The 20239-nt window shown below is 73.9% G+C and carries 17 protein-coding genes; 10 read left to right on the top strand and 7 right to left on the bottom strand.

Features of this window, described 5'->3' with window-relative positions:
- Positions 1-79 precede the first annotated feature (79 nt).
- The 3 genes from KDL28_RS41685 to KDL28_RS25640 all read right to left on the bottom strand — a co-directional run bounded on the left by KDL28_RS41685 (position 80) and on the right by KDL28_RS25640 (position 6592).
- Positions 80-2212, bottom strand: a complete 2133-nt coding sequence (locus KDL28_RS41685; protein WP_252442348.1) for a patatin-like phospholipase family protein — start codon at positions 2210-2212, stop codon at positions 80-82.
- A gap of 1 nt (position 2213) precedes the next feature.
- Complete coding sequence (locus KDL28_RS25645; protein ID WP_252442346.1) at positions 2214-3839, bottom strand: GMC oxidoreductase; 1626 nt, start codon at positions 3837-3839, stop codon at positions 2214-2216.
- A gap of 158 nt (positions 3840-3997) precedes the next feature.
- Complete coding sequence (locus tag KDL28_RS25640) at positions 3998-6592, bottom strand: GcvT family protein (protein ID WP_256502721.1); 2595 nt, start codon at positions 6590-6592, stop codon at positions 3998-4000.
- On the opposite strand from KDL28_RS25640, the gene KDL28_RS25635 reads away from it, so the two are divergent.
- The 5 genes from KDL28_RS25635 (at position 6526) to KDL28_RS25615 (ending at position 12183) form a co-directional block, all read left to right on the top strand.
- On the top strand, positions 6526-7446 hold the full coding sequence (locus tag KDL28_RS25635) for a choline/ethanolamine kinase family protein (RefSeq protein ID WP_252442342.1): 921 nt from the start codon (positions 6526-6528) through the stop codon (positions 7444-7446). The genes KDL28_RS25640 and KDL28_RS25635 overlap by 67 nt on opposite strands.
- A gap of 59 nt (positions 7447-7505) precedes the next feature.
- Positions 7506-9215 carry an amino acid permease gene (locus KDL28_RS25630; protein WP_252442340.1) on the top strand — a complete coding sequence of 570 codons (1710 nt, stop codon included), beginning with the start codon at positions 7506-7508 and terminating at the stop codon, positions 9213-9215.
- Positions 9216-9306: 91 nt separating this feature from the next.
- Positions 9307-10665, top strand: a complete 1359-nt coding sequence (locus tag KDL28_RS25625; protein WP_252442338.1) for a glutamine synthetase family protein — start codon at positions 9307-9309, stop codon at positions 10663-10665.
- A complete protein-coding gene (locus tag KDL28_RS25620) occupies positions 10646-11422 on the top strand; it encodes a gamma-glutamyl-gamma-aminobutyrate hydrolase family protein (protein WP_252442336.1) in 777 nt (258 codons plus the stop codon). The genes KDL28_RS25625 and KDL28_RS25620 overlap by 20 nt, the downstream gene beginning before the upstream one ends.
- Positions 11419-12183 (top strand): 3-oxoacyl-ACP reductase, encoded by a 765-nt coding sequence (locus KDL28_RS25615; protein WP_252442334.1) that lies wholly within the window; start codon positions 11419-11421, stop codon positions 12181-12183. Before KDL28_RS25620 ends, KDL28_RS25615 begins: the two co-directional genes overlap by 4 nt.
- Before the next feature lie 136 nt (positions 12184-12319).
- Here the strand turns inward: KDL28_RS25615 and KDL28_RS25610 are convergent, their stop codons facing one another.
- A complete protein-coding gene (locus tag KDL28_RS25610; RefSeq protein WP_252442463.1) occupies positions 12320-14581 on the bottom strand; it encodes a HelD family protein in 2262 nt (753 codons plus the stop codon).
- Positions 14582-14832: 251 nt separating this feature from the next.
- Here KDL28_RS25610 and KDL28_RS25605 point away from each other — a divergent pair, with 251 nt between their 5' ends.
- A complete protein-coding gene (locus KDL28_RS25605) occupies positions 14833-15606 on the top strand; it encodes an RNA polymerase sigma factor SigF (RefSeq protein ID WP_252442332.1) in 774 nt (257 codons plus the stop codon).
- Positions 15607-15687: 81 nt separating this feature from the next.
- Complete coding sequence (locus KDL28_RS25600) at positions 15688-16170, top strand: SRPBCC family protein (RefSeq protein ID WP_252442330.1); 483 nt, start codon at positions 15688-15690, stop codon at positions 16168-16170.
- Positions 16171-16197: 27 nt separating this feature from the next.
- On the opposite strand, the gene KDL28_RS25595 is transcribed toward KDL28_RS25600, so the two are convergent.
- Together KDL28_RS25595 and KDL28_RS25590 are read right to left on the bottom strand one after the other, a co-directional pair.
- Positions 16198-16800, bottom strand: coding sequence for a DUF6328 family protein (locus KDL28_RS25595; RefSeq protein WP_252442328.1), 603 nt, complete (start codon positions 16798-16800; stop codon positions 16198-16200).
- Between the two features lie 80 nt (positions 16801-16880).
- Positions 16881-17450 (bottom strand): type 1 glutamine amidotransferase domain-containing protein, encoded by a 570-nt coding sequence (locus KDL28_RS25590; protein ID WP_252442326.1) that lies wholly within the window; start codon positions 17448-17450, stop codon positions 16881-16883.
- Positions 17451-17531: 81 nt separating this feature from the next.
- Between KDL28_RS25590 and KDL28_RS25585 the strand changes: the two genes are divergently transcribed.
- The gene (locus KDL28_RS25585; protein WP_252442324.1) at positions 17532-17741 is read left to right on the top strand and encodes a hypervirulence associated TUDOR domain-containing protein; all 210 of its coding nucleotides are present in this window, start codon (positions 17532-17534) and stop codon (positions 17739-17741) included.
- A 76-nt stretch (positions 17742-17817) separates the two neighbouring features.
- Positions 17818-18564 carry a leucyl/phenylalanyl-tRNA--protein transferase gene (gene aat, locus KDL28_RS25580; RefSeq protein ID WP_252442322.1) on the top strand — a complete coding sequence of 249 codons (747 nt, stop codon included), beginning with the start codon at positions 17818-17820 and terminating at the stop codon, positions 18562-18564.
- 116 nt (positions 18565-18680) lie between these two features.
- Here aat and KDL28_RS25575 read toward each other — a convergent pair whose 3' ends face one another.
- The gene (locus tag KDL28_RS25575) at positions 18681-19082 is read right to left on the bottom strand and encodes a hypothetical protein (RefSeq protein ID WP_252442320.1); all 402 of its coding nucleotides are present in this window, start codon (positions 19080-19082) and stop codon (positions 18681-18683) included.
- 207 nt (positions 19083-19289) lie between these two features.
- On the opposite strand from KDL28_RS25575, the gene KDL28_RS25570 reads away from it, so the two are divergent.
- Entirely contained in the window at positions 19290-20237 is a 948-nt protein-coding gene (locus KDL28_RS25570; protein ID WP_252442318.1) for an ATP-binding protein, read from the top strand.
- Positions 20238-20239: the final 2 nt, after the last annotated feature.

Below are 20239 nucleotides of genomic sequence, written 5' to 3'. Positions count from 1 at the left end.
CGGCAGGTCACCGAGGCTAGGGAGCGGGCCGGGAACCCAGATCCGAGGAAACCCCTGCGCGACCCCGGGGTCGGGGCGCTCAGTGCCGGGAGACCACCCTGCCGATACCGCGCAACCACGCCGCGTGACCGGTGTGCATGACCCGGCGCAGCAGCGGCGCGGCCAGGCCCGGCAGCAGCCCGCGCTGGGTCTCCTGGGTGACCACCCTGGTGCCCTCCGGCGTCGGCGACAGCGACCACAGGTGGTGCCCGCGCGCGCCCGGGCCCCGCCACGTCCAGCCCAGCCGCCCGGCGGCCTCGTCGTAGGCCGTCACCGTGCAGGTGATGGGCAGGCCGAAGGTGACCCAGCGGAACACCGCACCCGGTCCGAGCCTGCCCTGCGCGCTGCCGGCCACCCGCAGGAAGTGCGCGTTGCCGTAGAACGACGACCACGACCCCGCCGCGACCAGCGCCTCCCACGCCCGCCGCGGCGGGCCCGGCACGACCCGCTCGTTGTGCACGAACACGCGCGCGCCCCTCGGTCGTTCGGCCGGAGGCCAGCCCGGCAGCTCGACCGGCCCCGGCTCCGGCGGCGCGGTCGAGCGCTCCCGCAGGTACAGCCGGACCAGCCGGCGCCAGAAGAACACCAGGAAGCCCGGCCCGCCCGAGCCGCGCAGGGACCCGAGCAGCCGCACCACCCCCGGCACGCCGATCTCCAGCCTGCCCCCCAGCACCGGCGCGGCGTCGGGGTCGTCGTCGCGCAGGACGTGGACGTCGAGCGTGGTGGTGTCGGTCCACGGCGACGAGCCGGGACGGGCGGCGACGGCCTTCGTCCCCACCACCCGCAGCGGGCGACCGGTGCGGTCGCTGGTGCTCAGCCGGTACTCCATCGTGCTGCCCCGCCCCGGGGCGGACTCGGGCAGCAGCGCGACCGTGCCGTCGACGATCGGGCGGGTGCCGCCGAGCAGCGGGCACTCCATCCAGCCCGCCACCCGGGCGGTGTGCCGGTCGTCGGCGAGGAAGGCCCGCAGGTCGTCGACCTCCACGCCCAGCCGCAGGGTCATCAGGTCGCCGCGGACCTCGCCCACCTCGGCCGCGACCGCGGCCCGGGCCGGGCCGAGCGCCACCGGCCCGGCCAGCCGCTCCCGGAACCGCACCAGCCCGGTCCGACCGCCCGCGCCGCGGCGGCCCGACCGGCCGTCCACCTCGTCGTCCGCCCTGTCGACGCCGCTGCCGGCGCTGCCGGCGGTGTCCACGGTGGTCGCGGTGGACGCGGCGTCGTCGGACGCCTGCTCGTCGACGTCGAAGCCCTCGTCGCGGCACCACTGCCGGGCCGCGGCGACCCCGCGTTCCACCGCCGCGGCCACCGTCGCCCGGGTGAAGGTGAACAGGTAGTGCATCGGCACCTCCTCGCGCAGCACCCGCACCCGCACCGGGTGCGGGTACTCGGCCGGGCGGCCCTGCGCGTGCGCGGCGTTGCTGCGCGCGATCCGGTCCAGGTCGCGGCGCAGCCGCCCGTTCGCGCAGGCCTCGATGACCTGGAAGTACTGCGCCACCGGCCCGCCGCGCCATCGCCCGCGGGTGCTGACCGTCCACACCAGCCACAGCTCGTCGGCCCCCGCCGCGATGGCCGCGTCGAGGTTGGCGTCGGTGACGAAGACGCCGTCGATGTGGTTGCGCCCGCGGATCGGCACCGCCGGGAACCAGCCCGGCAGCGACGTCGCGGCCACCAGGTGGTCCTCGGTCATGGCCGCCGGCGGCAGCGTCACCAGCTGCTGCTCGTGCACGTCGAACAGGTTGAACCCGGCCGAGCGCCCGCTGGCCTGGATGCGCTCCCAGTCCAGCCGCCAGCCCTCGCGCAGCGTGCGGCGGCGGAACCGCGACATCGACAGCAGCGACGCGCCCCGCAACCAACCCCGCCAGTTGACCGCCAGCCCGTGCTGGACCGGGGCGAATCGCCGCCAGTTGTCCGCGATCTGGCGCCCGGTCATGCCCTGGCACCACATGGCCAGGTTGTAGACCCCGCCGCTGGCCCCGTCGGCGTGGCGGAACTCCAGCGCACGGCCGCCCGCGCGGGCCTCGTCCAACCAGACCTGCAGCACGCCCGCCTGGAAGGCGACCTTGAGCCCGCCACCGGCCATCACCAGCGCCCGCCGCGGGCCGTCGGGCCCCGGGTCGGGCGCCAGCACGCCACCCGGCTCGGTGCCCTCGAACATGCTGCTCTGCCCAAGCACGTCAGTCCTCCGTGATCTTCGTTGCGAAGCGCTCGGCCAGCGCCGCGATGGTCAGCGACGGGTTGGCCCCGATCGGGCCGGGCACGACGGAGCCGTCGGCGACGAAGAGCCCCGGGTGGCCGTAGACCTCGCCGTAGGAGTCCACGACGCCGTCCCAGCGGTCGCGGCCCATCGGGACCCCGCCCAGCGGGTGCGCGGTGATGCCGCGCGAGAGCCAGTCCGACAGGCCCTTGCGGAACCGCCAGCCCATCGCGTCGGCGATCCGGTCCAAGGTCGCCCACACGCCCCGCAGGTAGCCCTCGTCGTGCGGCCAGTCGATGCGCAGCTGGCCGTGGCGGCCCAGCCGCATGGTCCCCGTGGTCGGGTCCAGGCCCATGGCCAGGACCGGCAGCGTGCTGCGGGCCGTGCGCGCGGTGGCGAGGACGCGGGCCACCTCCGCGCTGACGTCGCTGTCCGGGCGACCCGCGAGCCGGGCGCGCACTCGCGCGGCCAGGATCCGCACGCCCTGGCGGTGCAGCCCGGGCTGGGCCGCGGTGGCCACCCAGGACGCGAACACGGGGTGGCCCCCGTCCTCGACCAGGTGGTCGCCGGCGCGGGCCACGTGCGTGATCACCGGGCCGCCCGCGGAGTCGACCGCGCTCTCGCGGTCGGCGGCCAGGAAGCCCAGCGCGTCGCCGTTGCCGGAGAACCGCCTGCCCAGGGCCGGGCTCAGCGCGGGCAGCGCCGCGTGGTTGGTCAGCAGCAGCCAGGTGCTGCCCAGCGCCCCCGCGGCCAGCACGACCTTGCGGGCCCGGACGGTGCGAGCGCGCGGTCCCCGGTCGTCGCCGACCCGCCCGGCCATCCGGTCGTCCGGGGCGTGCTCGACGTAGCCGACCTCGTACCCGTCCCCGACCGGGGTGACCCGCCGGACCTCGCAGAGCTCGCGGATCGTGGCCGGCTGGCGCAGGCTGCGCGAGGTCGCCGCCGACAGGTAGGTCAGGTCGAGGGTGTTCTTGGCGCCCTCGTTGCAGCCCAGGTCGCACTCGCCGCACAACCGGCAGGTGCGCCGGCGCACGCCGTGGACGTTCTCCCCGTCCTCGACGTCCTCGCCGAGCGGCTGGTCGGGGCCCGGGAAGCTCACCGCCAGCGGGACGCGCCGCGGCTCCAGCCCGGCCCGCCGGGCGGCCCGGACGAAGGCCGCGGCCTTGGGCACGCGGTGGTCCAGGTGCTCGGGCAGCGCCTGGACGCCCAGCATCTTCTCCACGGTCCCGTAGTGCTCGTCGAGGTCGGCGTAGGTCAGCGGCCAGTCCCGGTGCTGGCGGGCGAACCACTCCTCGGGCATGCGCATCGCCACGTTGGCGTAGATCAGCGAGCCGCCGCCGACCCCGCTGGCCACCACGGCGTCCATCCGCCGGAACGACCACAGCTGGAACAGCCCGAACAGGCCCGCCTCGGGGTCCCAGGTGTTGGTGGCCATCTGCAGGGGGGTGCGCGGGAACTCCCCGGGCCGGTACCACCGGCCGCGCTCCAGCACGAGCACGCGCTTCTCCCGCTGGGCCGCGCGGCAGGCCACCACCGACCCGCCGAAGCCCGACCCCACCACGACGACGTCCCAGACGTCGTCCTGTCCGTGGCGCTCCTCCGCCATCGCCGCTCCCCTCGTCGGCGCGGCGTCCGCCGACCGGGGGGCTCGGGGGCAGGCCACCGCGTCCTGCCGAAGGAGGAACGCCCAGTGGCCCGCCTGGATACGTCAGCGGTGCACGGGCCTCGTCGCGCCGCGCGTGGTCGGCGCGGGGGTGGTCGGGATCAGGCGCGCACGGCCGCGCCGGAGGGGTCGTACAGCGGGGTGCGGGCCACGACGGCGCCGATCCACCGGCCGTCGACCTGCACGCCGGCCTGCTCGCCCTCGGCCACGCCCGCCGGCAGGTAGGCGTAGGCGATCGAGCGCTGCACCGAGTAGCCGTAGCCGCCGGAGGTGACCTGTCCGACGAACGCCCCGTCGCGCTCGAGCCGCACCGGTTCGCCGCCCAGGGCCACCGCCCGCGGCTCGTCGAGCACCAGGCACTGCAGCGTGCGCTCGATCCCGCGGTCGCGGGCGGCGAGCAGTGCCTTGGCCCCGACGAAGTCGCCGCCTGCCCCGTCGTCACCGCCCGGGCGGCGCACCGCGAAGGACAGCCCGGCCTCGTCCGGGGTGGTCTCCGGGCCGATGTCCGAGCCCCAGACCCGGTAGCCCTTCTCCAGCCGCAGGCTCTCCAGCGCCCGGTAGCCGCAGGGCTGCGCGCCCGTCGCGGCCAGCTCGCGCCACAGCGCCATGCCGTACTCGGCCGAGCAGTACAGCTCCCAGCCCAGCTCCCCGGCGAACCCGACGCGCAGCGCGCGCACCGGCACGTCGCCGACGGTCGTCTCGCGCATCGTCAGGTACCCGAAGTCGGCGCCGGCCAGGGAGGTGGGGGTCAGCGGGGCGAGCAGGTCGCGCGAGCGCGGGCCCCACAGCGCGAAGCACGCCCAGCCGCCGGTGACCTCGGCGATCCGGACCGAGGAGCCGAGCAGCCGGGCCTGGCGGCGCAGCCAGCCCAGGTCGTGCCCGCTCAGCGCGGTGCCGGTGACCAGCAGGAACTCCTCGGTCGCCAGCCGGGTGACGGTGACGTCCAGCTCGATGCCCGCCCGCTCGTTGAGGGCCTGGGTGTAGGTCACGGTGCCGGGGGCGCGGTCGACCCGGCCGGCGAAGACCTGCCGGCAGAACGCCGCGGCGTCCGGGCCGCTGATCTCGATCTTGGAGAAGGAGCTCTCGTCGAAGATCCCGGCGCTCGCGCGCACGGCCAGGTGCTCGGGCTCCACGCACGGCGACCAGTGGTGCCCGGCCCAGCCGTGCGGGCGCAGCTCCTCCGACCCGGCCACCGAGTAGTGGTTGACCCGCTCCCAACCGGCCTTCTCCCCGAACACCGCGCCGTGCGCGGCGTGCCAGGCGTGCGCGGGCGAGAGCCGCAGCGGCCGCCCTGCGGTGCGCTCCTGGGCCGGGTAGGAGATGTCGTAGTAGCTCTCGTAGTTCTCCGTCGTGCGGGCCAGGGTGTAGCCCGGGGAGCGGTAGTGGCGGCCGAAGCGGCGCACGTCCATGTGCCACAGGTCCAGGCCCGGGTCGCCGTCGAGGATCCAGGCGGCCATCACCTGCCCGATGCCGCCCGCCCCGGCGATGCCGTGCGCGCAGAAGCCCGCGGCCACGAAGAACCCGGCGACCTCGGTCTCGCCGAGGCAGAACTCGTTGTCCGGGGTGAACGCCTCCGGGCCGTTGATCATCGACGCCAGCCCGGTGTCGGCCAGCGCAGGCACCCGCACCTGGGCGTTGGTCATGATCTCGTCGAAGCGGTCGAGGTCGGGGCTGAGCAGGCGGCCGTTGAAGTCGGCGGGCACGGCGTCGTAGCCGGTGGCGGTGGCGGTGAACGCGGCGCTCTGGCGCTCGTAGCCGCCCATGACCAGGCCCTCGATCTCCTGGCGGTAGTAGACGAGCAGGTCGGGGTCGCGCAGCGAGGGCAGCGTCCGGCGGCCGCCGGGCACGTCGTCCCACGGCAGCGCCGCGGTCACCGCGTACTGGTGCGACATCGGCACCACGGGCACCCGCACGTCGACCATGCGGGCGATCTCCGCGGCGAACATGCCCCCGCAGTCGACCACGACCTCGCACTCGACGTCGCCGCGGTCGGTGCGCACGCCGGTGACCGTGCGGTGGCCCCCGCGCTCCTGGACGTCGACGCCCAGGACCCGGGTGTGCTGGGCGATGGTGGCGCCCCCCGCCCGGGCCAGCGCGGCCATCGCCTGGCACAGCCGCGCCGGGTCGACCTGGCCGTCGGTGGGCGTGTACGCCGCGCCCAGCACGCCTTCGGTGGACATGAACGGGAAGAGGGCCTTCGCCTCCTCGGCCGAGATCAGCTCCAGCGGCAGCCCGGAGCGCGCCGCCCAGCCCGCCTGGCGGCGGATCTCCTCCAGCCGCGCGGGCGAGGACGCCAGCCGCAGCGACCCCGACTCCACCCACCCCGGGGCGTGCTCGGTGGCCTCCAACCGCCGGTACAGCTCCACCGAGTGGACGTTCATCCGGGTGAGCGCGGGATCGGAGCGCAACTGCCCCACCAGACCGGCCGAGTGGAACGTCGACCCGCTCGTCAGCTCGCCCCGGTCGAGGAGCAGGATGTCCCTTTCGCCCCGTTCGACCAGATGGGCGGCGACGCTGGTGCCGCCCACCCCCCCTCCGATGATCACAATCCGGGCACGGTGCGGAAGATCGACCACGAGGGGGACAGTACGGTCTGGACCGGTCACAGTGCGAGCCCTACGATCCCCCGGTGGAGTTGCAGACCGCGTCGATCGACGCCGATTTGGACGCGTTACTCGATTCCATTCCGTGCACATCGCGCCAGCCCCGGACCGTGGAGGAACTGCCCGGAGGTCTGACGAATCGCAACCTGAAAGTGACGAATGCCGACGGCTGCTGCGTCGTGCGCATTCCCGCCGAGGGACCGGGCATGCTGGGCATCGACCGCGACCAGGAGTATGCGAACTCCGTGGCCGCGGCCGAGGCCGGGGTCGGCGCGCCCGTGCTGCACTACCGGCCCGCCTCCGGACTCACCGTCGAGTTCCTGCCCGGCACCGCCCTCACCGACGCCGACCTGCACGACCCGGCGGTGCTCGGCAGGGTGGCCGCGGCATGCCGGCAACTGCACGCCGGACCGCGCTTCGTCAACGACTTCGACATGTTCGCCGTGCAGGCGCGCTACCGGGCGATCGTCGCCGAGCACGGTTTCCGGCTGCCCCCGCGCTACGACGAGTTCGCCCCCCTGGTGGCGCGCATCGCCGAGGCGCTCGGGCCGCGGGTCACCGTGCCGTGCAACAACGACCTGCTCGCCGCCAACATGCTCGACGACGGCGAGCGCGTGCGGATCATCGACTACGAGTACTCCGGCAACAACGACCCGTGCTTCGAGCTGGGCAACATCTGGAGCGAAGCGACCCTCCCGGCCCCGCTGCTGGACGTGCTGATCACCGCCTACTACGGACGGCCCCGCCCCGAGCAGGTCGCCCGCGCCCGGCTGTTCGGGCTGATGTCGAAGTACGGCTGGACGCTCTGGGCGGCGATACAGCAGGCCACCAGCCCGCTGGACTTCGACTTCTGGTCCTGGGGCATGGAGAAGTACGACCGCGCCGTCGCGGAGTTCGACGGACCCGACCTCGAGCCCCTGCTCGCGGCCGCCCGCACGGGCGGGTGACGCGCCCCGCGCACCCGCCCGACGACCGAGCACTCCCCTTCGAGACAGGACCCCAACCCATGGCCGAAGACCGCCCCGACGGCAAGGCGAGCGATACCGGTGCCACCCCGAGCGCCGCGAGCACCAGCACCCCGAGCACGACCGGCGCCACCGCGGCCGACACCGCCACGGCCGACACCGCCACGGCCACGGCCACGCCCGCAGGGGGGACACCCGCCTCCCCCGCCCACGACAGCGACGAGGCCATCCTGCACCGGCTGGGCTACGCCCAGGTGCTGTACCGGGAGATGGGCGGGTTCTCCAACTTCGCCATCTCCTTCACCATCATCTCCATCCTGGCCGGCTGCCTGACCTCCTACTACATCGCGTTCAACAACGGCGGCCCGGTCGCGATCACCTGGGGCTGGCTGCTGGTCGGCACGTTCTGCGTGCTGGTCGCGATGGCGATGGGCGAGATCGCCTCGGCGATGCCCACCGCGGGAGCGCTGTACTTCTGGGCGTCCAAGCTGGGCGGCCCGGCCTGGGGCTGGTTCACCGGCTGGTTCAACCTGGTCGGGCAGATCGCGGTGACCGCGGCCATCGACTACGGCGCGGCCATCTTCACCACCGCCCTGCTCAACCTGTGGTTCCCCGACCTGATCGGCACCGACACCGGGGCCATCTTCATCACCTACACCGTGATCATGGCGCTGCACCTGACGGTGAACCTGCTCAACGTCAACCTGCTGGCCCGGTTGAACACCTTCTCCGCCTGGTGGCACATGGTCGGCGTGGTGGTCATCGTCGGCGTGCTGATCGTCGTCCCGGAGAACCACCAGTCCGCGTCCTTCGTGTTCACCGAGACCATCAACAACTCCGGGTTCTCCGACAACGCGTTCTGGTTCGTGTTCGGCATCGGGCTGCTGATGGCCCAGTACACGATCACCGGCTACGACGCCTCGGCGCACATGAGCGAGGAGACCCGGCAGGCCTCCCGGGCCGCCGCGCTGGGCATGGTCATGGCCGTGGTGGTCTCGGTGGTGTTCGGCTTCATCCTGCTGGTCGCGGTGACCTTCGCGGTGCCCGACGTGCAGGGCACGATCGACGCGGCAGGCAACGCCGTGGTCTACATCTGGACCGAGTCGGTCGGCGAGACCTGGGCGGAGTTCCTGCTGCTGATCGCGGTGGTCGCGCAGTTCTTCTGCGGCACCGCGTCGGTCACCTCGGCCTCCCGGATGATGTTCGCGTTCTCCCGCGACCGCGCGGTGCCCGGCTCCACGCTGTGGCGCAAGGTCTCCCGCAACCGGGTGCCGGTCAACGCCGTGATCGCGATCTGCGTGCTGTCCTGGGCGCTGATGATCCCCACCCTGGCCAACGGCGTGGTCGGCTACCTGGTCGGCACCTCCATCGCGGTCATCGGGCTCTACATCGCCTTCGCGCTGCCGATCATCCTGCGGATCAAGGCGGGCAGCCGGTTCGAGCGGGGCGCGTGGAGCCTGGGCAACCACTACAAGTGGATCGCCCCGATCGCGGTGGCCTGGATCGCCATCGTCTGCGTGCTGTTCCTGATGCCGATCTCCCCGAACGGGGTGCCCGGCGCCGAGGAGTTCGACTGGGAGGTCGTCAACTACGCCCCGCTGACCGTGGGCGGCGCGCTGATCCTGTTCGGCGGCTGGTACCTGCTCTCGGCGCGCCGGTGGTTCACCGGCCCGGTCCGCGAGGCCGGCTCGGAGGCCGAGCTGGAGTCCATCGAGCACCAGCTCGAGGTCGAGGCCGGCAAGTCCTCCTGACCGTCCTTCCCGTACGTCCGACGGGCCGTCACCCGCAGCCGCGGGTGGCGGCCCGTCGTGGCGATCCGATCTTCGTGAGAGGCTTCCGGCCATGACCCGCAACGGGCTGCTGACCCTCGACGAGCTGCGCACCCAGGTGCGGGACGGCTCGATCGACACGGTCCTGGTGGCGTTCACCGACATGCAGGGCCGCCTGCAGGGCAAGCGGTGCGCGGCGCAGTACTTCCTCGACCAGGTCGTCGAGAACGCCGCGGAGGCGTGCAACTACCTGCTGGCCGTCGACGTCGAGATGAACACCGTCGCCGGCTACGAGATGTCGAGCTGGGAGCGCGGCTACGGCGACTTCGTGCTGAAGCCCGACATGGCCACGCTGCGGCTGCTGCCCTGGCACGAGGCCACCGCGCTGGTGATCTGCGACCTGGAGTGGCTCGACGGCGCCCCGGTGCCGGCCTCCCCTCGGCAGATCCTCAAGGGCCAGCTCGACCGGCTCGCCGAGCGCGGCCTGACCGCCGACGTCGGCACCGAGCTGGAGTTCATGATCTTCAACGACTCCTTCGACACCGCGTGGCGCAAGGCCTACCACGACCTGCAGCCGGCCAACCTCTACAACGTCGACTACTCGCTGATGGGCACGGCCCGCGTCGAGCCGCTGCTGCGCCGAATCCGCAACAGCATGGCCGGCGCCGGGATGGTCGTGGAGTCGGCCAAGGGCGAGTGCAACCTCGGCCAGCACGAGATCGCCTTCCGCTACTCCGACGCGCTCACCACCTGCGACAACCACTCCATCTACAAGACCGGGGCCAAGGAGATCGCCGACCAGGTCGGGTCGTCGCTGACCTTCATGGCCAAGTTCGACGAGCGCGAGGGCAACTCCTGCCACATCCACATCTCGTTGCGCGGGCGGGACGGCAACGCCTTCGTCGGCGACGGCGAGCACCACTTCTCCCCGCTGTTCGAGCACTTCATCGCCGGGCAGCTGGCCTGCCTGCGCGAGCTGACCTACCTGCTCGCCCCGAACATCAACTCCTACAAGCGCTTCGCGGAGGGCTCCTTCGCCCCCACCGCGGTGGCCTGGGGCCTGGACAACCGCACCTGCTCGTTGCGGGTCGTCGGGCACGGCGCCGGGCTGCGGGTGGAGAACCGCGTCCCCGGCGGCGACGTCAACCCCTACCTGGCGACCGCCGCCCTGATCGCGGCCGGCCTGCACGGCATCGACAACGAGCTGCCGCTGGAGCCCGCCTTCGCCGGCAACGCCTACGGGAGCGGGCGGCCCACCGTGCCCCGCACGCTGCGCGAGGCCGCCGAGCTGTTCTCCGGGTCGAAGGTGGCGCTCGAGGCGTTCGGGTCCGACGTCGTCGCGCACTACACCAACGCCGCCGCCATCGAGGTGGCCGCGTTCGACGCCGCGGTCACCGACTGGGAGCGCAAGCGTGGGTTCGAGCGGCTCTAGGCCCGGGCGCGCCCCGGGGCGCCCGCTCGTCGGCGTCACCGCCTACGGGGAGCGGGCGTCCTACCTGGTGTGGGAGCACGACACCGTGCTGCTGCCCCGCACCTACCCGGACGCGGTGTTCCGCGCGGGCGGGGTGCCCGTGCTGCTGCCCCCGCGCACGGAGGCCGCCGACGCCGTCGACCGGCTCGACGCCCTGGTGCTGGCCGGCGGCCCCGACATCGACCCCGACCGCTACGGTGCCGAGCGCGACCCGCACACCGGGCCGCCGCGCCCCGAGCGCGACGCCGCCGAGTACGCGCTCCTGCGGCGCGCCCTGGAGGTCGGCATCCCGGTGCTCGGCGTGTGCCGCGGCATCCAGGTGCTCAACACCGCCCTCGGCGGCACCCTGCGCCAGCACCTGCCCGACGCACTGGGCCACACCGGGCACAACCCGACCCCCGGCGTCTTCGGCACCGTCGACGTCGCCCTGGAGCCGGGCAGCCGGGTGCACGGCGCGCTGGGCGAGCGGGTGCGCGTGCAGTGCCACCACCACCAGGGCCTCGACCGCCTGGGCGACGGCCTGGTGGTCACCGGGCTGGCCGCGGACGGCACGATCGAGGCGGTCGAGCTGACCGGACGGGAGTTCGTCGTGGGTGTCCAGTGGCACCCCGAGCAGGACGTCGTGCCGGGTGCTGCGCCAGGTACCGCACAGGACGACAGGGGGCTGTTCGCCGCGCTGGTGGCGGCGGCCCGCGACAGGGAACGGGAGCACGTGTGAGGCGCTTCGATGACCGGACAGCGGTGATCACCGGCGGCGGCAGCGGCATCGGGCTGGCCACCGCGCGGCGGCTGGCCGAGGAGGGCGCCCGCGTCGTGGTCGCCGACATCGACCCGGACGCGGGCAAGGCCGCCGCCGAGGAGGTCGACGGCCTGTTCGTGCGCACCGACGTCACCGACGAGGAGCAGGTCACCGCGCTGTTCGCCGCCGCGGCCGAGCACTACGGCTCGGTGGACGTGGCGTTCAACAACGCCGGCATCTCCCCGCCCGACGACGACTCCATCCTGACCACCGGGCTCGACGCCTGGCGACGGGTCCAGGAGGTCAACCTGACCTCGGTGTACCTGTGCTGCCGGGCCGCGCTCCCGCACATGCAGCGGGCCGGGAAGGGCGCCATCGTCAACACCGCCTCGTTCGTGGCCGTGATGGGCGCGGCGACCTCGCAGATCTCCTACACCGCGTCCAAGGGCGGGGTGCTGGCGATGTCGCGCGAGCTGGGCGTGCAGTTCGCCCGCGAGGGCATCCGGGTCAACGCGCTGTGCCCGGGCCCGGTGGACACCCCGCTGCTGCAGGAGCTGTTCGCCACCGACCCGGCGCGCGCGCAGCGCAGGCTGGTCCACATCCCGCTGGGCCGCTTCGCCCGCCCGGAGGAGATCGCGGCCACGGTGGCCTTCCTGGCCAGCGACGACGCCAGCTTCATCACCGCATCGACCTTCCTGGTCGACGGCGGCATCTCCGGCGCCTACGTCACCCCCCTCTAGCCACCCCTCCGCTCCAGCCTCCCGTCCGCGCGCCGCCCGCCCGGTTCAGGAAAGCCACGATGCTGCCCGCTGCGGGCAGCATCGTGGCTTTCCTGAACGTCGGGCCCGGCCGCGCACCGGCTCATCGGGCCCCGGGTCAGCCGTCGAGGCGGCGCAGCATCTGCGGCAGCGGCTGCGCGTGCACGACGGCCAGGCGCTGCGTGGAGCGGGTCAGCGCCACGTAGAGGTCGTTGGCCCCGCGCGGGCTCTCCGCCAGCACCTCCGCCGGCTCCACCAGCAGCACCGCGTCGAACTCCAGGCCCTTGGCCGCGCTGATCGGCAGCACCACCACCGGCGAGGTGAGGTCGACGTCCGGGTCGGCCGGGCCGTCGGGGGTGTCCGGGCCGGGCTCGACCGCGCCGACCAGCCGCGCGCGCAGCCCCTCCACCCGGGCCGCGGGCGCGAGCACCGCCGTGCGGCCGTCGCCGATGGCGCCGGCCTCCTCGGCCAGGACCTTGGCCACCGCGTCGTCGAGCCGGTCGGCGTCGGCCGCGACGGCCCGCGGCCGCACCCCGACGCTGCGCACCGACCGCGGCGCGGTCAGCCCCGGTTCGATCGCGGCCAGCACGTCGTCGGCCACGTCGGCGATCTCGGCTGGCGTGCGGTAGTTGACCGTGAGCTGCTCCAGCCGCCAGCGCGCGGCCACGAACGGGGAGAGCACCTGCCCCCAGGACGACGCCCCCGACAGGTCGCCGGTCTGGGCGATGTCGCCGACGATCGTCATCGACCGGGTCGGGCACCGGCGCATGATCAGCCGCCAGGCCATCGGCGAGAGCTCCTGGGCCTCGTCGACGATGACGTGGCCGTAGGTCCACTCCCGGTCGGCCGCGGCGCGCTCGGCGGTCGAGTCGTAGCGGCGCACCCGCTGGCGCTCGGCGAGCCGGTCGGCGTCGACGATGTCGGTGGCCCGCAGGAGCTCGGGGTCGAGGTCCTCCTCCAGGTCGAGCACGTCGAGCACACCCTGGGCGTAGGCGACCTCCTCGCGCAGCGCCGCGGCCTCGCGGGCGGCCTGCTCGGAGCCGTCGTCGCCGAGCAGCTCGGCGGCCTCGTCGAGCAGCGGCACGTCGGCCGGGCTCCACCGGGCGCCCTCGGGCACCTCCTGGGCGGCGGGCCTGCGGTGCAGCAGCTCGCGGTCGGCGGCCGGGATCCGGCGGGCCACCTGAGCGAGCTTGCGGCGGTCGGCGAACAGGTCGGTGAGCAGCTGCTGGGCCGAGAGCGTCGGCCACAGGGCGTCGAGCTCGCGGCGCAGCTCGGGGCTCTCGGTCAGCTCCTCGCGGATGTCCTCCAGGTCGCCGCCGTCGAGCAGGCCGCGCCCGCCCAGGCCCCGCGCGACCTGCTGGGCCAGCAGCCGCACCGCCTCGCGCTGGAAGATCCGCTTGGCCTCGTTGTGCGGCTTGCGCGAGCGCCGCGCCCGGCTGCGGGCCTGGTTGGCGACGTCGTGGTCGAGCCGCACGCGCTGCTGCTCGACGACCAGCTCGATCGGCCTGCGCGGGACGCGCTGCCGGTCGCGCACCGCGGCGGCGATCACCGCGGCCATCTCGGCGCGGCCCTTGACCTCGCTGACCTCGACCGGCTCGGGGCGGCGCGCGTCCAGGCCGGGGAACAGCTGCCCCACGGTGCCCAGCACGACCGCCGTCTCCCCCAGGGAGGGCAGGACCTGGCCGATGTAGCTCAGGAACGTCGGGTTCGGGCCGACGACCAGCACGCCGCGGCGGGCCAACCGGTCGCGGTGGGTGTAGAGGAGGTAGGCGGCGCGGTGCAGCGCGACGGCCGTCTTGCCCGTGCCCGGCCCGCCCTGCACCACCAGCACGCCCGACGGCTTGGACCGGATCACCGCGTCCTGCTCGGACTGGATGGTGGCCACGATGTCGCCCATGCGCCCGGTGCGCCGCGCCGAGACCGCGGCCAGCAGGGCCGCCTCGCTGGTCAGCCCGGAGCTGGACGAGGTGGCGGCCGCGTCGTCGAGGTCGAGGACCTCGTCGTCGATGGCCAGCACCTCGCGCCGGCGGGTGCGCAGGTGCCGGCGGCGGCGGATGCCCTCCGGCGAGGCGGCCGTGGCGGTGTAGAACGGCCGCGCCGCCGGTGCCCGCCAGTCCATCAGCAGCGGCTCGTACTCGTTGTCCTCGTCGAGCAGCCCGAGCCTGCCGATGTAGCGGCGCTCGCCGTCGTCGGCGTCCAGGCGGCCGAAGGCCAGGCCGTGCTCGGCGGCGCGCAGGGCGGCGAGCCGGTCGGTGTACATGGCCGCGGCGACGTCGCGCTCGGTGAGTGCCTGGGGCGTGCCCACCGTCTCGGCGTGCAGCACCTCGTCCAGGCGGGCGGCCGTCTCGGCGCGGCGCTCGTCGAGGCGGCCGTACAGCATCTCGACGTAGCGACGCTCGTGCTCGATGCCGTCCTCGTCGGCGAACTCCCTACCGACCTCGGGATCGTGCGCGCAGGAGGTGCTGTTGGACACCGGCTGATCACCACTTCGTACGGCGGACTGTGCGGTCTTGCGGAAACGCAGACCTACGAACCTACCAGCGCGGGTGTTTCCGCCTCTGCGGCCGCGGGTAGGTCCGCGAGTGCCCTTGCGACCCGGAGCGACGCGAGCCCGAACGAGGCGGTGCCGCCATGGCTGACACGTCGGGCACGTCGGAGTACGGCCACCTCGCACCGCTGCTCTCCGAGCTGGCGGGCCTGCCGCCCGGGCACCCGGAGCGACCCGCGCTGCGCGCCAAGCTGGTCACCGGCTACCTGCCGGTCGTGCAGCACATCGCCCGCCGCTTCGCCGGGCGCGGCGAGCCCACCGACGACCTCGAACAGGCCGGCACCGTCGGGCTGCTCAACGCGGTCGACCGCTTCGAGCCCGACCGCGGAGTCGACTTCCTGTCCTACGCCGTGCCCACCATCACCGGCGAGATCCGCCGCCATTTCCGCGACCGCACCTGGTCCATGCGGGTGCCGCGGCGGCTCAAGGACCTGCAGGGCACCATCGCCTCGGCCGTGGGCCCGCTGTCGCAGGAACTGGGCCGGGCCCCGCGACCCAGCGAGATCGCGGCGCGCGTCGGGCTGCCGGTCGAGGAGGTGCTCGAGGGGCTGGACGCCCAGCAGGCCTACCGCAGCAGCTCGCTCGACGAGCTCGTCGCCGGCGCCGACACCGCACTGGCCGACACCCTGGGCCAGCCGGACAGCGAGCTGGACCAGGTCGAGTACCGCGAGGCGCTCGGGCCACTGCTCGACGACCTGCCCGCGCGGGAGCGCAACATCGTGCTGCTGCGGTTCTTCGGCAACCTCACCCAGACCCAGATCGCCGACCGCGTCGGCATCTCCCAGATGCACGTCTCCCGGCTGCTGTCGCAGACCCTGGAGCGGCTGCGCAGGCGGATGGTCGACGAGCCGGAGTAGCCCGCGCCCGGCCGGCCGTGCGCGACGGTGTGAACCGGATTCGGCGCGATTAGCCCCGCCCGCGCCGGGTAGCCCAGGATCATGACCACCAATGTTCTGCACAGCATCGACGTCAAGGTCCCGGTCAGCGTCGCCTACAACCAGTGGACCCAGTTCGAGTCGTTCCCGAAGTTCATGGACGGCGTGGAGCGCATCGACCAGGTCAGCGACACCAAGACGCACTGGGTGACGAACATCGCCGGGGTGAAGCGCGAGTTCGACGCCGAGATCACCGAGCAGCACGCCGACGAGCGGGTGGCCTGGACGACCGTGAACGGCACGCACCAGGCGGGCGCGGTGACCTTCCACCGGATCGACGACGACACCACCCGGGTGACCCTGCAGCTCGACCACGACCCGGAGGGCTTCGTGGAGAAGGCCGGGGACGCGCTGGGCATCGTCCAGCGCAGGGTCAAGGGCGACCTGGCGAACTTCAAGGAGTTCATCGAGTCGCGCGGCGCGGCCGAGGGCGGCTGGCGCGACGACGTGAAGCGGGCCCCGCAGACCGGCGAGTTCAACGGCTGATCCCGCCGGCGGGCGGTCCCGCCCGGATCAGCTGCGAGCCGCCACCCGGTCGTCGGGTGGCGGCTCGTTCGCGTCGGCGTCGAGGGGGTTGTCCGCGTCGCCCTGCTGCTCCTCCGCGATCTGGTGGCGCAGCAGCGGCATCGGCAGCAGGAACCACAGCCCGGCCAGCACCAGCCCGACGACGATCGACGTGGTGACCGCGAACGAGCGGTTGACGGCGACGTCGAGGACCAGCAGCGTGCCCCCGGCCAGGGTGAGCACCAGGGTGGCCAGCCCCGCGGCGAAGAGCTTGTGCCCGGTCTGCACGATCTCCGGCTTGAGCCCGCGGCCGTAGGTGACCCGGTGCACGGCCGCGGGCGCGATCAGCAGCCCGGCGGTGAGCAGCGAGAGCAGCAGCGTGACGACGTAGGTCCAGCGCTGGAACTCGTCGATGCGGCCGAAGCGCTCGGTGAAGGTCATCGACAGCAGGAACGCGATGAGGATCTGGACGCCGGCCTGGACGACCCGCAGCTCCTGCAGGAGCTCGCTCATGTTGCGGTCGGCGCGCTCTTCGGGGGTCTCGTTCCGGCCGGTGGCCACCGGCGCGTCCTGCGCGGTCGTGCCGTTCTTCGCGTCTGCCGCCCGATTCACCGGCGAAGCGTACCTGTCGGGTGAGACGGCCCTCACCCGACAGCGCTACGCCGCCCGGGTTGTCTTGCGGTCCGGTTCGATCAACGACGGGTGGCCGAGTCCCCCGCGGCCGTCGCGAACACCTCGACCACGGTGGCGCAGAAGGCCGGCAGGTCGTCGGGGTTGCGGCTGGAGATCAGCGCGCCGTCCTGCACGACCTCCCGGTCGACGACCTCGGCCCCGGCGTTGCGCAGGTCGGTGCGCAGGCTCGGGTAGGAGGTCAGGGTGCGCCCCTTCACCACCTCGGCGTCGATGAGCGTCCACGGCCCGTGGCAGATGACCCCCACCGGCTTGCCCGCCTCGACGATCGCGCGCACGAAGGCGCGCACGTCGTCGTCCATGCGCAGGCGGTCGGCGTTCACGGTGCCACCGGGCATCAGCAGCGCGTCGTAGTCGTCGGGCGAGGCGTCGGCGGCGGTGCGGTCGACGCCGAACTTCTCCGCCGGCTGGATGTCGCCGTTCATGGCCTGGATCTCGCCGTCGGAAACCGAGACGAGCTCGGCCCGCGCCCCTTCCGCGGTGACGGCCTCGCGCGGATCGGTCAGCTCCACCTGCTCCACGCCGTCGGTCGCCAGGATCGCGACCCGCATACCGTCCAGCCTGCCGGGCATCGCATTTCCTTCCCTCGTGCGTTCACCCTCTCGGGGCCTACCCGAGTGGGGTAACCGGTCCACGCCCGGGTACTCATGATCATGAGCGAGTTCGAGAGGGGTGACCACGTCACGTGGCGCAGCCACGGCGGCACCGCCGAGGGCGTGGTCGAGGAGGAGATCACCGAGGACACCGAAGCCGCGGGCCGCACCGTGCGCGCCTCGGAGGACGACCCGCAGTACCGGGTCCGCAGCGAGAAGAGCGGCAACGACGCCGTGCACAAGCCCGGCGCGCTGGACAAGGAGGGCTGACCGGCCACCGGGCCGCGCGGGCGACCGGGCGCGGCGCGCGTGACAGCGCCGGGTCGGTCGCGGTAGACCGACCCCGGTGGACCTCCTGCTCGCGCTGCTGACCGGCCGCGTCGCCACCCTCGGCGACGAGCTGGCGTTCCCGCCACCGGAGGCGGCCCTGCCCAGCGGGGTCGTCGCGGTCGGCGGAGACACCTCGCCGCAGCGCCTGCTGCTGGCCTACTCCCGGGGCATCTTCCCGTGGCCGCACGAGCGGCTGCCGCTGCTCTGGTACAGCCCCGACCCGCGGTTCGTGCTGCCGCTCGACGCCGTGCACGTCGGGCGGACGCTGCGCCGGACCGTGCGCGCCGGCACCTACCGCATCACGGCCGATACGGCCTTCGACGAGGTCGTCGCGGCGTGCGCGCGGACCCCGCGCCCCGACCAGGACGGCACCTGGATCACCGACGAGCTGCGGGCGGGGTTCGGCGCCCTGCACGAGCGCGGCCACGCGCACAGCGTGGAGGCCTGGCACGACGGGCGGCTGGTCGGCGGCATGTACGGGATCGCGCTGGGCGGTGTGTTCTGCGGGGAGTCGATGTTCGCCCACCGGCCGGACGCCTCGAAGGTGGCGCTGGTCACCGCGCTGGCGAACCTGCGTCGGTGGGGCTTCACGCTGCTGGACTGCCAGGTGCACACCGAGCACCTGGAGCGGTTCGGGGCGATGGAGTGGCCCCGGACCGACTTCCTGGAGGCGCTGGAGGACGCCACCCGCGACCCGGCGGAACCCGGCCCCTGGCACCTGGACCTGCACGGCGCCGACGCCCTGGCCGAGCTCGACCGCTGAGCCCCTCACCCCCCGGGGGGGGGGGGGGGGGGGGGGGGGGGGTGGGGGGGGGGGGGCGCGGCGGGGGGGGGGGGGACCTTGCGTCCCGACCCCCCTCGTCGTGCGCCCCGTCGGGCTCAGTTCGAGCGGCGCGCGCCCAGCACGACGACCGCGGCCAGCAGGGCCGGGATGGCCCACTCGACCTTGTGGATCGCGTCCGTGTTCGGCGGGTCGCCCGCGCCGAGCTTGGCGGTGCCCACGGTGGCCCCGAGCGCGGCCGTGGTCAGACCGAGGCCGACGACCGAGCCGCGGCTGCGGGTGCTGGCGGCCATGCCCACGCTGCCGACGAGGTGGCTGAGGGCGGCGGCGCGGAAGATCGGGTTCCAGCGCGCCCAGCCGGCGGAGGCCACGCGGTTGCGGTCGGCCGGGTCGACCTCGTCGGCGGCCGCGTTCAGCCCGGAGGCGCCCATCAGCGAGCCCCCGAACCAGGCGGCGGCGCCGACGTCGCGCAGCGTGCGGAGTGCGGTCGTGCGATCCATGTGTCTGTGCTCCCCGGGGGTGAGAACTGCTAGGGCCGCCGATCGTAGCCAGCGGCCGGCGGCGATCTTCGAGGCCCGGTGGCACGGGCGTGCGGGCGCCACCGGGACGGGGGTCGCCGATCCGGGCGACCCGGACCCGGTTCCGCGGCGCACATGGTAATGATTATCGTTTGATGCGGCAGTGAGGGAACGACCACGGGAGGTTCGGTGCGCATCGCGTTCGTCGGCAAGGGCGGCAGCGGGAAGACCACGTCCGCCGCGCTGTTCAGCCGGTACCTGGCCGAGCAGGGCAGCCGCGTGCTCGCGGTCGACGCCGACATCAACCAGCACCTCGGGCAGGCGCTGGGCCACGACGGCCCGCCGCCCCGCGCGCTGGGCGCCGACCTGGCCTGGCTCAAGGAGCACCTGCGCGGCGCCAACCCGCGCATCGCCTCGGCCGACCAGATGATCAAGACGACCCCGCCCGGCACCGGTTCGCGGCTGCTCGACCTGGATCCCGCGGGCGAGCTGCTGGCCCGCTGCTCGGTCGAGGTCGGCGGGGTGCGCCACCTGGTGACCGGCGAGTTCGACGAGGCCGACATCGGGGTGTCGTGCTACCACTCCAAGACCGGGGCCGTGGAGCTGTGGCTCAACCACCTCGTCGACGGCCCGGGGGAGTACGTGGTCGTCGACATGACCGCCGGCGCCGACGCCTTCGCCTCCGGGCTGTTCACCCGCTTCGACCTGACCGTGCTGGTCAGCGAGCCGACCCGGCGCGGGGTCGGGGTCTTCCGGCAGTACGCCGAGCACGCCGCGGGCCACGGCGTCGCGCTGGCCGTGCTGGGCAACAAGGTCACCGGCCCCGACGACGTCGACTACCTGCGCTCCCAGGTCGGGCCCGCGCTGCTGGGATGGTTCGGCCAGTCCGCATGGGTGCGCGCGGCCGAGCGCGGTGCGGTCGCCCCCGTCGCGGAGCTGGAGCCGGCCAACCGCGCCGTGCTCGAGGTGCTGCGCGCCCGCCTGGACGCCCGCGAGCGCGACTGGGCGGCCTACCACCGCGGCACCGTCGACTTCCACCTGCGCAACGCCGCCGCCTGGGGCAACCGGGCGGCCGGCGCCGATCTCGCGGCTCAGGTCGACCCGGACTTCGTGCCGGGCCGCCCGGTGTCCGTGTGAAC

The organism is Pseudonocardia humida (assembly GCF_023898865.1).
In the GTDB taxonomy this organism is placed as follows: Bacteria; Actinomycetota; Actinomycetes; order Mycobacteriales; family Pseudonocardiaceae; genus Pseudonocardia; species Pseudonocardia humida.
Note: the sequence above shows the minus strand (reverse complement) of the source record. Positions and strands in the feature narration are given on the sequence as shown.

What these genes read in the sequence shown, in the direction of transcription:
- KDL28_RS25605 (WP_252442332.1), top strand. Translation starts at nt 14,833, where the DNA reads ATGGCTGACACGTCGGGCACGTCGGAGTACGGCCACCTCGCACCGCTG.
- KDL28_RS25625 (WP_252442338.1), top strand. Translation starts at nt 9,307, where the DNA reads ATGACCCGCAACGGGCTGCTGACCCTCGACGAGCTGCGCACCCAGGTG.
- KDL28_RS25610 (WP_252442463.1), bottom strand. Translation starts at nt 14,581, where the DNA reads ATGCTGTACGGCCGCCTCGACGAGCGCCGCGCCGAGACGGCCGCCCGC.
- KDL28_RS25630 (WP_252442340.1), top strand. Translation starts at nt 7,506, where the DNA reads ATGGCCGAAGACCGCCCCGACGGCAAGGCGAGCGATACCGGTGCCACC.
- KDL28_RS25600 (WP_252442330.1), top strand. Translation starts at nt 15,688, where the DNA reads ATGACCACCAATGTTCTGCACAGCATCGACGTCAAGGTCCCGGTCAGC.
- KDL28_RS25590 (WP_252442326.1), bottom strand. Translation starts at nt 17,450, where the DNA reads ATGCCCGGCAGGCTGGACGGTATGCGGGTCGCGATCCTGGCGACCGAC.
- KDL28_RS25645 (WP_252442346.1), bottom strand. Translation starts at nt 3,839, where the DNA reads ATGGCGGAGGAGCGCCACGGACAGGACGACGTCTGGGACGTCGTCGTG.
- KDL28_RS25585 (WP_252442324.1), top strand. Translation starts at nt 17,532, where the DNA reads ATGAGCGAGTTCGAGAGGGGTGACCACGTCACGTGGCGCAGCCACGGC.
- KDL28_RS25640 (WP_256502721.1), bottom strand. Translation starts at nt 6,592, where the DNA reads ATGTGCACGGAATGGAATCGAGTAACGCGTCCAAATCGGCGTCGATCG.
- KDL28_RS25575 (WP_252442320.1), bottom strand. Translation starts at nt 19,082, where the DNA reads ATGGATCGCACGACCGCACTCCGCACGCTGCGCGACGTCGGCGCCGCC.